The organism is Acinetobacter sp. UBA3461, from assembly GCF_002381195.1.
Lineage (GTDB): Bacteria > Pseudomonadota > Gammaproteobacteria > Pseudomonadales > Moraxellaceae > Acinetobacter > Acinetobacter schindleri.
On record NZ_DFRO01000043.1, the window covers coordinates 29,488 to 44,207 of the forward strand.

Annotated in this window: 12 protein-coding genes; 10 read left to right on the forward strand and 2 right to left on the reverse strand. The window is 46.0% G+C overall.

Going from position 1 to position 14,720, the window contains the following annotated elements; genetic code table 11:
* The first annotated feature begins 283 nt into the window (after positions 1-283).
* The 10 genes from B3D47_RS12430 (at position 284) to B3D47_RS12475 (ending at position 11,749) form a co-directional block, all read left to right on the forward strand.
* Positions 284-1,171, forward strand: coding sequence for an SDR family NAD(P)-dependent oxidoreductase (locus B3D47_RS12430; protein WP_004810045.1), 888 nt, complete (start codon positions 284-286; stop codon positions 1,169-1,171).
* A gap of 217 nt (positions 1,172-1,388) precedes the next feature.
* Positions 1,389-2,171 carry a bifunctional phosphoribosyl-AMP cyclohydrolase/phosphoribosyl-ATP diphosphatase HisIE gene (gene hisIE / locus B3D47_RS12435; RefSeq protein ID WP_286862276.1) on the forward strand — a complete coding sequence of 261 codons (783 nt, stop codon included), beginning with the start codon at positions 1,389-1,391 and terminating at the stop codon, positions 2,169-2,171.
* Positions 2,172-2,185: 14 nt separating this feature from the next.
* On the forward strand, positions 2,186-3,688 hold the full coding sequence (locus B3D47_RS12440) for a UvrD-helicase domain-containing protein (RefSeq protein ID WP_163169067.1): 1,503 nt from the start codon (positions 2,186-2,188) through the stop codon (positions 3,686-3,688).
* A gap of 37 nt (positions 3,689-3,725) precedes the next feature.
* Positions 3,726-5,108, forward strand: a complete 1,383-nt coding sequence (locus B3D47_RS12445) for an AAA family ATPase (protein ID WP_286862279.1) — start codon at positions 3,726-3,728, stop codon at positions 5,106-5,108.
* 423 nt (positions 5,109-5,531) lie between these two features.
* On the forward strand, positions 5,532-8,369 hold the full coding sequence (locus tag B3D47_RS12450) for a monovalent cation/H+ antiporter subunit A (protein ID WP_286862280.1): 2,838 nt from the start codon (positions 5,532-5,534) through the stop codon (positions 8,367-8,369).
* Between the two features lie 4 nt (positions 8,370-8,373).
* Entirely contained in the window at positions 8,374-8,739 is a 366-nt protein-coding gene (locus tag B3D47_RS12455) for a Na+/H+ antiporter subunit C (protein ID WP_004896306.1), read from the forward strand.
* Positions 8,739-10,550, forward strand: coding sequence for a monovalent cation/H+ antiporter subunit D (locus B3D47_RS12460; protein WP_048881748.1), 1,812 nt, complete (start codon positions 8,739-8,741; stop codon positions 10,548-10,550). The genes B3D47_RS12455 and B3D47_RS12460 overlap by 1 nt, the downstream gene beginning before the upstream one ends.
* Positions 10,550-11,068, forward strand: a complete 519-nt coding sequence (locus B3D47_RS12465) for a Na+/H+ antiporter subunit E (RefSeq protein WP_004896311.1) — start codon at positions 10,550-10,552, stop codon at positions 11,066-11,068. The genes B3D47_RS12460 and B3D47_RS12465 overlap by 1 nt, the downstream gene beginning before the upstream one ends.
* Entirely contained in the window at positions 11,065-11,340 is a 276-nt protein-coding gene (locus B3D47_RS12470; protein WP_004810060.1) for a monovalent cation/H+ antiporter subunit F, read from the forward strand. Before B3D47_RS12465 ends, B3D47_RS12470 begins: the two co-directional genes overlap by 4 nt.
* A 10-nt stretch (positions 11,341-11,350) precedes the next feature.
* Positions 11,351-11,749, forward strand: a complete 399-nt coding sequence (locus tag B3D47_RS12475) for a Na+/H+ antiporter subunit G (protein WP_163164698.1) — start codon at positions 11,351-11,353, stop codon at positions 11,747-11,749.
* A 142-nt stretch (positions 11,750-11,891) separates the two neighbouring features.
* Here the strand turns inward: B3D47_RS12475 and B3D47_RS12480 are convergent, their stop codons facing one another.
* Positions 11,892-12,296 carry a ribosome-binding factor A gene (locus B3D47_RS12480; RefSeq protein ID WP_004810065.1) on the reverse strand — a complete coding sequence of 135 codons (405 nt, stop codon included), beginning with the start codon at positions 12,294-12,296 and terminating at the stop codon, positions 11,892-11,894.
* A partial coding sequence (gene infB, locus B3D47_RS12485) for a translation initiation factor IF-2 (protein WP_286862283.1) occupies positions 12,296-14,720 on the reverse strand: 2,425 nt, incomplete at its 5' end. The genes infB and B3D47_RS12480, both read right to left, overlap by 1 nt.

Consider the following 14,720-nt stretch of genomic DNA (forward strand, 5'->3'; position numbering starts at 1 on the left):
AAGCAAAAAACTCCATCATTTCTGATGGAGTTTTTTTATCTGGCTTTACTTTTCATGAGCTTTATCTTATGGTTAGATCACAATAAAAATTAATTGAAACGTAGTTTAAAAATAGAGCAATTACTCTAAAATTTCTCTTATTTTCAACAACTTAATCTCTGGATTTTCCTGCATAATTCGTTATCATATACAGACTTCATTGTGTACGAACTTTCGTGCATACCTACGTACAAACCAAATAAGAAAAAACGTAAACCTACAGCATATTTCAGGAATAACAAACGTGAAATCCAGACTACAGAAACATCTACTGAAACGAGTTCAAGGCAAAACCATCCTCATTACGGGTGCATCCAGCGGCATTGGCCTGACAGCAGCACACCGTCTGGCAGATGCAGGTGCACATGTCCTGCTAGTAGCACGTACCAAAGAGACTCTGGACCAGGTAAAAGAAGAAATTGAAGCAAAAGGCGGCATGGCAACAGTTTTTCCGTGTGACCTGAATAATCTGGACGCCATTGATGAAGTATCCAAACAGATTCTGGCTTCTGTTGATCACATTGATATTCTGATTAACAATGCCGGTCGCTCGATCCGTCGTGCGGTACATGAATCTGTAGACCGCTTCCACGATTTTGAACGTACCATGCAGCTAAACTATTTCGGTGCTGTGCGTCTGGTGATGAACATCCTGCCACATATGATGATTCGTCGTCAGGGTCACATCATCAACATCAGTTCGATTGGGGTATTGGCAAATGCGACCCGCTTCTCTGCTTATGTGGCATCGAAAGCAGCCTTGGATGCATTTAGTCGCTGTCTGTCTGCAGAAGTCAATTCACATAAGATCGCAATTACTTCTATCTATATGCCATTGGTACGTACGCCAATGATTGCACCAACTAAGATCTATAAATATGTTCCGACGCTTTCTCCTGAAGAAGCATCTGATCTGATTGCACATGCAATTGTGAAACGACCGAAAAAAGTTGCTACCGGTTTGGGCCGTCTAGCTTCAATTACTTATGCAATTGCACCAGACATTAACAATAAACTGATGTCAATCGGCTACAACCTGTTCCCAAGTTCATCTGCCTCTGTAGGTCAGCCACAGAAGCTGAACTGGGTACAGAAAGCATATGCACGTATCTTCCCGGGTGAGCACTGGTAAGTTCAGGCGAAAATGCAATTTGAACCAAGCCGCCTGCTGGCGGCTTTATTATTTTGATCGGCTAACAATCAAGATACCCTGAGTTATCACGACAGATCCTGTCATTTCAGATGCAGATTTTTGCCGCAAATGATCTCAGATCACGTACACTATCGGACGGATATTTGATCCGCATGTATTAAACATTTAGATATTGATTCAACAGATGGACACCCTTATGAATAACCTGCAATGGCTCGATGAAGTAAAATTTAACGAACAAGGACTTGTACCTGCCATTGCCCAGCATCATCAAACCGGTCGTGTATTGATGGTGGCGTGGATGAACCGGGAAGCACTGGCACTGACAGCTGAAAAAAATCAGGCCGTGTATTTCTCTCGTTCCCGCAGCAAGTTATGGCATAAGGGCGAAGAATCTGGTCATTTCCAGACAGTGCATGAAATCCGTCTGGACTGTGATGCTGACGTGATTGTGCTGCAAATCGAACAGCATGGTGGAATTGCCTGTCATACTGGTCGTGAATCTTGTTTCTATCGCAAACTGACGCCGAATGGCTGGGAAATTGTCGATGCACAAATCAAAGATCCTGCAGCGATCTATGTTGAAAAATCCACTAACCCGCATACCATGGCGATGAATGCTTCTAATGCCCAATCAGAACAGGTTGAGGTCTTGTCTTATCTGGGTCAGATGATGGCCGAACGTAAGCAGGCTGATCCCGATTCATCTTATGTTGCCAAACTCTATTACAAAGGCTTAAATAAAATTCTGGAAAAAGTCGGTGAAGAAAGCTTTGAAACCGTAATTGCTGCCAAAGACTTTAAAACTGAAGCAACCGAAGACAATAAAAATGACCTGATCTATGAAGTGGCAGATCTGTGGTTCCATACCATCGTGATGCTGGGCTATTTCGACCTTGATCCACAACTGGTTTTAAATGAACTGGCACGTCGTCAGGGCTTATCTGGTCTGGTTGAAAAAGCCAACCGTTCACACTAAGTTTGAATTTACCTGTGTCTGAGCCAATTAAACCGACCGCGACCTATGAGCAGGCGACTGCCATTGATAACGCTCGTCTGGGCAAATCTTTTAAAGTGATTGCCTATGCCGGCACAGGTAAAACCACAACTTTACAAATGATCAGCGATGCCATGCCGCAGCGGCGTGGCATGTATCTGGCATTTAACAAATCCATTGCTGCGGAAGCACAAAATAAGTTCCATCGTGGTGTGGACTGCCGGACTTTCCACTCATTGGCCTATCGCAGTGTTCCACGTGGAGTCACGGATAAACTGCGCCTGCCCCGCCTCAGTCCAAGCTTCATTGCCAAGGAATATCGCCTTGAGCCGATGACCTTGCGCCGCATGATGGGTGGCCGTTATGAAAAATATGTCATGATGCCTTCGCGTTTGGCCAGCCTGGTTGCGAATGCGGTCGGTTATTTCTGTTCAACCAGTTCTCAATACCCTGCTCCACGGCATATTCAGGCACCAAGCTGGTTACATCCGGACGATGTCGAAGCCCTGCAAAAGAAACTCTATCCTGCGGTTGAGCGTCGCTGGCTGGAATCGATTGATCCGAATCATCAGGCCGGAATCGGACATGATATTTATCTGAAACTCTGGGCATTGTCAGAACCGAATATTCCAACGGATTATGTACTGTTTGATGAAGCTCAAGATGCTGATCCCCTGATGCTGGGCATTTTGCTAAAACAGCGCAGCACCCAGGTGATTTATGTCGGGGATGCGCACCAGCAGATTTATGCCTGGCGTGGTGCAGTCAATGCCATGCAGCAACTGCCATTACCAGAATCCCGCCTAACTACCTCATTCCGTTTTGGTCCTGAAATTGCCCTGAATGCCAATGCAATTTTGGGAGCCTTGAATGAAACCGTGCCCTTACTCGGTAATCCGCATCTGAACTCTAAAGTAGTGAATAAACCACATACCAAAATGCGTGATGCGATTTTATGCCGTACCAATGCCCGAGCCATGGAACTGCTGCTTGCTGGACTTGTGCGTGGTGAAAAGGTCAGTTTGCAGGCCGATCATGTCAAGCTGAACCGTTTTGTCGAAGCGGCTGCCATGCTGAAACAGGGCAAACGCGTGGTGGATGTACCTGAACTGGCTTGGTTTAACTCCTGGCATGATGTACATGAATATTGCGAGACCAATGAAGGCAGTGACATTAAACCTTTGGTGAAACTGGTTGATGAGCATGGTACTGATCCGCTGAAAACTGCGCTGGCCAAGATCACGCCAATCGGACAGGCCGACTACATCATCTCCACCGCCCACAAAGCCAAAGGACTGGAATGGGACCGGGTCCATATTGAAGATGACTACCAGTTTAAATTAAATGAAAAAGATCACAAGATTAGTGATGAAGAGTTAAGACTGCTTTACGTGGCCTGTACACGTGCTAAAGTAAGCTTAAATATTCACCACATTTATGACCTGATTCAGCAGCTAAAAATTAAAATGCCTCTATCATTACGGCAGGCAGCAGGCTAGTACGGCATGGATGTAGGCATCACGATACAGGTGGTCTATGCAAGTCGAATCCATACAACTCAAACATACCCTGCATTTTTCTGATATCCAGCTTGAATTTAAATATCATAAATTGCCTGTTACCTTAATTCTCGGTGATCAGGGTTCGGGTAAAACGGCGCTGCTGCGTAGCACCTATCAGGCACTGACCTGGTTCGCTGCGCGCTATCGTGACCTGCGTACTGCCGGTATGGTGATGCTGGATCAGGACATCATGCAACATCGTCTGCAATCCAAGATCAATATTCAGGTCCGTTTTCCTGAAGAAATTGGCTCTTTTGCAGAAAGTAGCGATCAACAGCAATCTGCTACCCAGCAGTGCAGCTGGCAGCTTTATAAAACTTTAAATAGTCAGGGTGTGGGACTGAGTAAGGTAGATACATCGCAACTCGAAGCGATGGTCACGTTGTATCAGAAAGCCCTCGCCAAAGATCCAATACTGGGCTTACCGCTGATTGCCTATTATCCGTCTGAGCGTTTTGTCAATGAAATCAATCTACTCAGTAAAAACAATCCGGCGATTTTACAGACGGTGTATGCCTATGAAATTGCAGCTATTCCCTTCACGACTTTTACCCGTTTTTTTGAATGGTTCCGGGAAATCAGCGACATTGAAAATGCGCAAAGTGCGCAGATTCTAGAGCAGATCCTGAGCCGCGCTTCGCAGCAGGATAAAAAACACAATATGGATGAACTGGTCAAACATATTGAACATGCCCAGATCCAGGTGAATACTCCGAGTTTAAATAGCCTGCGTGAAGCTTTGTCGATCGTTCTGCCTGAAGTCAGCAATCTCTATTTGCAGTACCAACCTAAAATGCAGCTGATGGTGAGCTACCAAGGACAAACCCAGACTTTACAGCAATTACCGAATAGCATCCGCAACTGGATTGCCTTAGTTGGAGATATTGTGCGTCGCCTGTGTCTGCTCAATCCGAAAAGCCTGTTTCCGTGCAAGGAAGGCAGTGGCATTCTACTGATTGATGCGATTGATCATCAGCTGGATCAAGAAATGGCAGCAGTCATTCTGTCTCGTCTGCATCAAGCCTTTCCTGAACTGCAAATCATTGTGACTGGTAACCGTCCTGAGTTACTGGAACAGGCAGCAGATTTTCAATGTTTGTGTCTTGAAGATAAACAACTCTATCCAGTTCAAGTTGATACAGTCCCAGCGCAATTTGATCAACTCTATGCCAATTTAGGCCTGGGTCAAGAAACCTTGAATACTGAAGAAATCACACTGATTGACCCCGAACTTGAACAAGTAACGCCACTTTCAATCTTGCAACTGATTCAGCAAACATTGAATGAAGAGCAGCAACAGGAGTTGCTACGTTTACTGAATCAGAATGACCGGAAAATTCCTCAAATTCCGTTTTAAGCGAATAAGCTGGCTCTTGAATTAACTTGATTTAGTTTTTCTGAATGCCTCCTCATTGAGTCGGGTCTTCAAGACTGTCCATTTTTTTCAATAGAATCTTCAAGTTTGATCTTTATTTTCAGTTCAATCCGGTCGATGTGCTCAAGCATGCACCCCATGTTTTTATGGGGTCACCGTATAATTGTTAAGTCGTACACAAAAAGATTGATGTTGTTGTTATCCTGTAATATGATCGGAATTACTTGCATTTTTCATTGTAAAATCGGAATTTGCTATCGTTTATAAGTTGCGCAATACAACTGTTTTTATTCTTTGAATACGATTTGGCTTTCAAGATTGAGAAATTTGGGCTGCTCCTTGCATTCCTGTAATCCTTGAAAGATAAAGATTCACCCTAGGTTCATGACGACCTAATTCACGACAATGGATACGAGTGTGCTGCCGATTATTATATTGTTACCGTTAGTATTAGGCACAACCCTTGTCTCGTGGCTGAAAAGATTTTCGCGCGGGGTAACGGCCTTAGGGGCCATTGGTGTCAGCCTCAGCAGTTTTGCATTATTACTCAGCCAGGCGCCTGCGGTGCTAGATGGCGCAGTCATTAGCGAAAGCTGGTCATGGCTGCCTCAACTTGGTATTGATTTCAGTTTCCGCCTGGATTCTCTGGGGCTATTATTTGCTCTGCTGATCAGTGGCATCGGCACCCTGATTTTTATTTATGCCTACTATTATTTAAGTCCGAAGAACTCGCTCAGCAAACTTTATATCCTGCTGATGCTGTTCATGGCAGCGATGCTCGGCATTTCCTTGTCGAATAACCTGATTATTTTATTAATTTTCTGGGAACTGACCAGTATCTCCTCGTTCTTGCTGGTTGGTTACTGGAGCAATTATGAAGTGGCCCAACGTGGCTCACGCATGGCGTTAACCATTACCGGCATGGGTGGTCTAGCAATGCTGGGTGGTTTCGTTTTACTGGGCGAGATCACAGGAACTTATCAGATTGATCAGATCCTTGGGATGACCGAGCTGATCCAATCGCATAGCCTGTTTGTACCTACCCTGCTGCTGATTTTGCTTGGTGCCTTTACCAAAAGTGCGCAGTTTCCTTTCCATTTCTGGCTGCCAAATGCCATGGCAGCACCGACACCAGTATCTGCTTATCTGCATTCTGCCACGATGGTAAAAGCGGGCTTATTTCTGGTCGCACGCTTGCTGCCAATTTTTGCTGGCGCGGCACTCTTCCATAATATTGTTACCTTTATCGGTCTATTTACCCTGTGCATGGCAGCCTTTTTTGCCATCTTTAAGGAAGACCTGAAAGGCTTGCTGGCCTATTCGACCATCAGTCATCTTGGTTTAATCATGTGTCTGCTGGGGATTGGTTCACCACTCGCGGTGGCTGCTGCAATTTTCCATATCATTAACCATGCAACCTTTAAAGCTGCACTGTTTATGATTGCCGGCATTATTGACCATGAATCGGGTACACGTGACTTACGCAAGTTGTCCGGCTTATGGCAATTACTGCCTTTTACTGCAACACTTACCATGATCACTGCTGCCTCAATGGCAGGTGTCCCATTAACGAATGGTTTCCTGTCCAAGGAAATGTTCTTTACTGAACTGCTGGCCAACCTAAGTGGTCCAGTAATGATTGGCTCTGCCATTGTCGCGACTTTAGCCGGTATTTTCGCGGTAGCCTATTCGATTCGTCTGGTCCACGGTGTATTCTTCGATGGTCCAATTGGACGCCATGTACCGAATAAAAATGCACATGAACCCCCATTTGGCATGCGTGCGCCAGCAACTTTACTGGCAACCTTATGTATTCTGGTCGGTATTTTGCCTGCCTTACTAGTTGAGAAAATTGTTAATAGCACTACCCGGGCTGCTACACAAAACCTGGCGTTTGAAGGTACCCACCTTGCCATCTGGCATGGTTTTAACCCACCACTCTTAATGAGTGTAATCGCCCTGATTGGTGGAATCCTGTTCTATTTCTCGCTGGCCAAAGGTGGCTTGATTCGTGAAATTGATCTTGATCCGAGCTTGGGCAAATTTCAGGGCCGGATTTTATTTGATCTATTCTTAAAGTCATTATTGCTAAATTCACGTCGTTTCCGCCGTGCCACCGAAAATGGCAAACTGCAAAGCTATCTGCTGTGGATTGTGATCTTTACCATAGGTCTGGTTGCTGTACCTTTGCTGACTCATCAGATTGGTACTGGCGCACGTGAACTGACCCATGCACCGGCTTTAGCGATTATCTTATGGCTGCTGTTATTCTCAGCCTGCTGGATGATGCTGTGGTTCCATCACGAGCGGATTAAAGCCGTACTGATCAGCGGTGCAGTCGGTCTGGTCGTGACCATGATCTTTATCGGTTTCTCGGCACCAGATTTAGCCCTGACCCAGATTACCGTTGATGTAGTTACCACAGTATTGCTGCTGATGAGCCTGTCTCTATTACCACAGCTCACCCCTTATGAATCCAGCCCGACCCGACGCTGGCGTGATGCCATTATTGCAATTACAGGTGGTCTGAGTATTGCCTGGGTAGCCTGGCTCGTTATGACACGAGATCATAATTCAATTTCCTGGTTCTTTGCCCAGCAGTCAATTCCGCTCGGCGGCGGCACCAATGTGGTGAACGTGATTCTAGTGGATTTCCGTGGTTTCGATACCTTCGGTGAAATCACCGTACTCGGTATTGCGGCGATTGGCGTATTGAGCCTGATGGATGGTATGCGTGCCCATGGTACTACCATTACTCAAGGTTTGACTTATCGTTTTAACCCCTCCCCGCTGATGCTGCGAATTACTGCTTCCTGGATTTTGCCAGTTGCACTGGTGGTGAGCCTGTATATTTTCATGCGCGGCCATAACCAGCCTGGCGGTGGTTTTATCGCAGGCCTGGTGACTTCTTTAGCCTTGATTATTCAGTACATTGCCATCGGTCAGGACCATGCAGAAAAAATGCTTGGTGCCAAATCTGGTCGTCTCTATGAAATCTGGATTGGTAGCGGTTTGATGTTTGCTGGCCTAACTGGTGTTGCTGCTTGGTTCTGGTCACGTCCATTCCTGACCAGTGCACATATTTATGTCCATCCCCCAATACTGGGTGATATGCATCTGGCTTCTGCAGCGCTGTTCGACGTCGGGGTTTATGTCACCGTGGTCGGCGCGACCATGTTAATGATTTCTGTGCTTGGGGATTCACGTCACTCGTCTATGACTGGCCCGGTACCAAGAGGATAATGCAATGATCAGTCTAGAATTTTTATTGGTCTCTGCAATTGGACTCCTGACAGCAACCGGGATCTACCTAATCCTGCGAGCCCGTACCTTCCCTGTAGTATTGGGTCTGGCAATGATCGGTTATGCCGTCAACCTGTTTCTGTTTGCCATGGGACGTATTCAGCTCAATGCACCTGCAGTCCTTACAGAAACCACCAAAACTACGGACCCACTGCCACAGGCATTGGTACTGACTGCTATTGTAATCGGATTTGCCACCACGGCATTCATTGTTCAGCTGGCACTTCGCAGCCGTTATGAATCAGGGACAGACCACGTTGATTCCAAAGAAGAAATACCAAACCATGACCCACGTGAGGATGAGCCTTAATGACTGATCTTTATAATTTCTGGGTCCAACATACACCTATTTTCAGTATTCTCCTGCCAGCATTCACTGCATTCATTCTGCTGTTATTAGGCAATCCTGGTGCAGGTTCACTGGCAACAGACTGGCGTCAACCTTGGCGTCGTGGCATCAGCCATGTCTCGACGCTGCTCGGCCTGGTGGTTTCGATCAGTTACTTGATAAGCACCAGTCAGGGACAAATCAGTGTTTATACCCTAAGTGAATGGTCTGCTCCATTTGGAATTGTACTGGTTCTGGATCAGCTGTCTGCCTTGATGCTGGTATTGACCTATGCACTGGCTGTGCCGATTATCTGGTATGCCAGTCGTGACTGGGACATGCGCGGGCGTTATTTCCATGCCATGATGCATTTCCTGCTGATGGGACTCAGTGGAGCTTTCCTCACAGGTGACTTGTTCAACCTGTTTGTATTCTTTGAAATCCTGTTGATGGCATCTTATGTCCTGCTTCTGCATGGTCAAGGCAAGGCTCGTTTCCAGCTGGGTATTCACTATGTCACAATTAACTTGCTGGCTTCTGCCCTGTTTCTGATTGGCTTAGGCATGATCTATGGCAGTGTCGGCAGCCTAAATATGGCCGACGTTGCCCGACTGATGCCAACGCTGGAAAATGATCAGCATAAAATTGCAGTCGCTGGTGCACTGCTGTTATTTGTGGTGTTTGGGATCAAGGCTGCCATGCTGCCTGTCGGCTTCTGGCTTCCGAAAACGTATGCAGTGGCAACCACACCGGTAGCAGCCCTGTTTACCATCATGACCAAGGTGGGTATTTATGCCATCCTACGGGTCAATGGTACGGTCTTTGATGATGAATACAGCCATCAGATTCTGATGAACTGTCTGATGGTCATCGGTCTAATCACCTCCTTATATGGTGCTGTGGCTGCTATTGGCACAGATCGTTTGCGTCGCTTTATTGGTTTTATGCTGCTGTCTTCAGTGGGTACTATTCTGATTGCAATTGCCTTGAATAATTCAGCAGCTTGGGCTGGTGGTTTGTACTATATGGTGCACAGTACCGTGATTGCTGCTGCTTTCTATATGCTTAGCGGCTGGATCACCTCTCAGCGTGGTGAATTTAAAGATCATTTTAAAATCGCACCACAGATGAAACAGAATACCTTGGTATCGATAGTCTACTTTATCATTGCTTTGATGATGGCGGGTCTGCCACCATTTAGTGGTTTCTTCGGTAAGGTCTTTATCTTGCAAGCGACGACAGGCTCGCCTTATCAGATGATTATCATTATTACGGTGCTACTGGTTAGCTTGCTGAGTATTCTAGCCTTTACCCGGGTTGGTTTTATCCTGTTCTGGCGCGCCAGCAAACCGGATGATAATGTCCATTCTGAAGCCTTTACCCAGTACGAAACCCTGCCAAGCCGGGCACCTTTGCGTAATGATAAGGTGATTTACCTGTTGCTCGCCGGACTGACAGCCTATGTGGTATTTGCTTCACCTGTCTATAATTATGTGTATCGCACTGCTGTACAAATTAAAGATAATCCAGTCTATGAAGCGGCATTATTGAAACGTGATGCTGAAGGCAAGGTCATTAGCGTGCAGCCATTTGATCCGGAATATTTGCCTGAAACCAAATATGGTGGGGAAAATCCAGATCCAAATGCACATCTGATTCCATATGTAATTTCACCGGCAACTTTAGAAGGTGAAAATATTTCTGAATTCAAACAGCGTCAGATCAATGAACAGTATATTGAACAGAAAAATGCGCCAAGTGATAACCAGCTTAAACCGCAGGAGGGACCATAATGAAAGCATCGTTCTTACGCCGCTGGTTCCCTCATCCACTGGTTTCCGTCATTGTCGGAGTAAGCTGGTCTTTACTCAATCATAGTCTGGATGCCGGTACACTCGTCACCGCATTAGTCCTTGCAGTACTAATCCCACGAATGGTATTCCGGTTTATTGACTACACACCGAATATTCACTGGCTACCCGCCATTCGTCTGTTCTTTGTGGTGATCTGGGACGTTATTGTTGCCAATATTAAAGTCGCTATTCTGGTCTTAGGGCCAACCAAGAATTTGCATCCCAAATGGTTCCGTGTTCCTTTGGATACTGAACATGAAGAAGTAAATGCCTTACTGGCAATGATCATTACCACAACGCCAGGTACAGTATCTGCCGGAATTGATCAGGATCGTGGCGACATTCTGGTGCATGCCTTAAGTACCGACGATGAAGCTGCTGAGATTGAAGTTATCAAACAGCGCTATGAACGTCCACTGATTGAGATTTTTAGCGCTCAGACTGGAGAAAATGCATGACGATTTTGCCTTATGCCTTACTGATTTGTCTGGGTGCCGTGACCATTTCCATGTTCCTGTGTCTGGCACGTCTGGTCATAGGACCCTCAATTGTGGACCGACTATTGGCTCTGGATACTCTGTTCCTGAATGCTACCTGTCTGGTCGTCATCCTCGGTATTTACTGGGCCAGTACCTTTATGTTTGAAGGTGCTTTACTCGTGGCAATGTTAGGTTTCGTCTCTACGGCTGCGCTGGCACGTTACTTTACCACTGGCCATGTGATCGATTAGGAGTTCTCAGATGCAATTATACCTAGAAATTCTGATCTCGATTTTCCTGCTGATTGGTTCATTCTTTATGCTGGTCGGCGGGATTGGTATGGTTCGATTACCCGACCTGTTTATGCGCCTGCATGCACCGACCAAGTCCAGCACTCTGGGCCTCGGTAGCTTTCTGATCGCTGCGATGATCTATTCTGCAAGCTTTGGTCGTTTTGGTTTTGCTGAAGTGCTGATTACCCTGTTTGCCTTTATTACAGCACCAGTTTCGGCCAATCTGATGGCTCAGGCAGCACTGCACTTACGTTTGCGCTCAATGAGTGGTGAAGTACCGGAAGCACTGGAACGTCCCCTACCCTGGCAGAAAACCCGTCGTCGTGCTTTTTTTGAAAAGAAAAACTGCGATGAGGATTTAAAATAGTAAGCGCTTTCATTTCCCTCTATTTTCCTTCTGGAAAAAAATAAAAAGAGGGTATAAATAAGCGAAACTCCTTTTTCTTTATTCCTCATGCCCAATAAAAAAGCCACCCGAAGGTGGCTTTTTTATTACACTTGATCAGTGTTTATTCTTCATCTTTCTTGTCTTCAGCTGGAGGTAAATCCTTCACAGCTTCAGCAATCAGACCAAACATATAGTTACCATATGCATTGGTTTTGTCGTAATGGAAACGCAGACGTGGCGTAATACGTGTCTTGATCCGACGGCTTAGTTCGTGGCGCAAGAAACCAGACGCTTTGTTTAACACATCCAGCGTTTCTTTATTTGCCGCTTCACTTTGCTCATCACCCAGTTCACGACCCATTACAGTCACATAAACTTCAGCATAGCCTAAATCAGGGCTGACTTTCACCGCCGAGATGGTCACCAGACCACCCAGACGTGGATCTTTAAGCTCCTGACGAATCAGTTCAGAGAGTTCTCTCTGAACCGTATCAGCCATACGCTTAAGACGCTGACTACCCGCCATTAAAGACTCCGTTTAATCAGTTGAACATCATACACTTCGATCTTGTCGAGAGGTTTGATGTCTTTATAGCCTTTCACTGCAAGACCACATTCCATACCGGCACGAACTTCTTCAACCACTTCTTTATAGCGACGTAGAGATTCAAGTTCACCCTGGAACACAACCACGTCATCACGTAATACGCGAATCGGTTTGTTACGGTGTAAAGTACCCTCAAGTACCATACAGCCCGCAGCTGCACCAAATTTACTAGAATGGAATACTTCACGTACTTGCGCAACACCAAGAATTGTTTCACGGTGTTCAGGTGCAAGCTTACCGCTCATGGCTGCTTTCACATCGTCGATCAATTGGTAGATTACTGAGTAGTAACGGATATCGATACTGTCAGCATCTGCTTTTTGACGCGCAGTGTTGTCGGCACGAACGTTAAAGCCTAGAAGTACAGCTTCAGAAGATTCAGCAAGTGTTACGTCAGACTCGGTGATTGCACCTACACCTGAACCAATAATACGTACTTTAACTTCGTCGGTTGCCAGGTCAGCAAGCGCAACGTGTAATGCTTCCAATGTACCACGTACATCAGTTTTCAGAACCACATTCACAATCGGCACATCTTTCTTGCCCATTGATGCCATGATGTTCTCAAGACGCATTGCAGATTGACGCTCAAGACGTTTTTGACGTTCACGATCCATACGCGCATCAGCAACTTCACGTGCTTTCTTCTCGTCATTTACCACAAGAACTTCGTCACCTGCCATTGGCGCTTCTGGAAGACCCAAGATTTCCACTGGAATCGAAGGACCTGCAGATTGAATACGTTTACCGTTTTCATCTGTCATGGCACGAACGCGGCCGTATGATGAACCTGCAAGAACAAGATCACCTACTTTCAAGGTACCGTTTTGTACAAGGATCGACGTTACTGCACCACGAGAGTTATCAACACGTGCTTCAATAACTACACCTTGTGCAGCACCTTCTTCAGAAGCTTTAAGCTCTAGAAGTTCAGCCTGAATTAAAATCAGATCAAGAAGCTCGTCGATACCGGCACCCGTGTGCGCAGAAACCATGGCCACAGGAACGTCACCGCCCCACTGTTCAGGCACGATTTCTTTGGTCGTCAATTCATTCAATACGCGATCTGGATCAGCAGATTCTTTATCCATTTTATTGATCGCAACGATGATTGGCGTACCCGCAGCACGCGCATGGTCAATTGCTTCAGCAGTTTGTGGCATTACACCATCATCTGCCGCCACAACTAACACCACGATATCAGTCGCTTTCGCACCACGTGAACGCATTGCTGTAAATGCTGCGTGTCCCGGAGTATCCAAGAAAGTGATGATGCCTTTATCAGTTGTTACGTGGTAGGCACCGATATGCTGTGTGATACCACCCGCTTCACCCGCAGCCACTTTGGCACGACGAATACGGTCAAGCAGCGATGTTTTACCATGGTCAACGTGACCCATGATGGTAACAACAGGTGCACGTGTAGATTGCACACCACGCGCCTCTTCAGCTTGTTCCATCAGCGTATCTTCTGCTGCAGTTTCAGAAACCAGTACCGGATTATGGCCCATTTCTTCAACGATCAGCGCAGCAACTTCTTGGTCAATCGCCTGGTTCTGAGTAACCAGTTCACCCATTTTCATCAGTGATTTGATAACTTCACGAACTTTAACTGCCATTTTCGCAGCCAGGTCAGCAACGACAATCGTTTCACCGATTTCAACGTCATAAACTTGTTTCTTAACAGGTTTTTCGAAGCCATGTTTGTTCGATTGACTTGTTTTCAGACCACGTTTATGTGAGTTATCACGGAAAGATTGCTCTTCACCACGACGACCGCCTTTCTTAGATGAGCGAGTATTATTCGTGTTCGTACCACGTTTAATTTCACGGTCTTCTTTTGCGAAAGAGTCTTCGTATGCTTGACCAACCAGACCAGCAGCAAGAGGAGAATCATCAACAACACGAATCGTTGCTGTGGTATCTTCCGCTGTGTACTTAGACGCCATTTGACGCATTTGTTCAAGCGTACGTTGTTGCGCTTCTTCAGCAGCCTTACGACGTGCAGCTTCTTCAACAGCTTTAAGTTGTGCTGCTTGCGCTTCACGTGCTTTTTTCTGTTCAGCAGTTTCAGTCGGTTTAACAACCTGCTTCACAATTGGTTTGTTTGTAGATTTGCGTTTTACAACTACAGCCGCTTTAGAAACTTCTTGCTTGTCGCTGGTTTGTTTCGCAGCAGCACGCATAGCTTCTAATGCTTTGCTGGCATTGTTTGCACCTGTTTTTGGTGCATCAGCTGGTTTCGGCGCTACTGGTTTTTGCTCAGCTTCAGCTTTTGCTTGCTGTTCAGCTTGCGCTTTTGCCAGTGCTTCTGCCTTGATTTGTTCTGGATCAGGCTTAGTA

What these genes read in the sequence shown, in the direction of transcription:
- B3D47_RS12475 (WP_163164698.1), top strand. Translation starts at nt 11,351, where the DNA reads ATGCAATTATACCTAGAAATTCTGATCTCGATTTTCCTGCTGATTGGT.
- B3D47_RS12480 (WP_004810065.1), bottom strand. Translation starts at nt 12,296, where the DNA reads ATGGCGGGTAGTCAGCGTCTTAAGCGTATGGCTGATACGGTTCAGAGA.
- B3D47_RS12455 (WP_004896306.1), top strand. Translation starts at nt 8,374, where the DNA reads ATGATCAGTCTAGAATTTTTATTGGTCTCTGCAATTGGACTCCTGACA.
- B3D47_RS12465 (WP_004896311.1), top strand. Translation starts at nt 10,550, where the DNA reads ATGAAAGCATCGTTCTTACGCCGCTGGTTCCCTCATCCACTGGTTTCC.
- B3D47_RS12445 (WP_286862279.1), top strand. Translation starts at nt 3,726, where the DNA reads ATGCAAGTCGAATCCATACAACTCAAACATACCCTGCATTTTTCTGAT.
- B3D47_RS12470 (WP_004810060.1), top strand. Translation starts at nt 11,065, where the DNA reads ATGACGATTTTGCCTTATGCCTTACTGATTTGTCTGGGTGCCGTGACC.
- B3D47_RS12450 (WP_286862280.1), top strand. Translation starts at nt 5,532, where the DNA reads ATGGATACGAGTGTGCTGCCGATTATTATATTGTTACCGTTAGTATTA.
- hisIE (WP_286862276.1), top strand. Translation starts at nt 1,389, where the DNA reads ATGAATAACCTGCAATGGCTCGATGAAGTAAAATTTAACGAACAAGGA.
- B3D47_RS12460 (WP_048881748.1), top strand. Translation starts at nt 8,739, where the DNA reads ATGACTGATCTTTATAATTTCTGGGTCCAACATACACCTATTTTCAGT.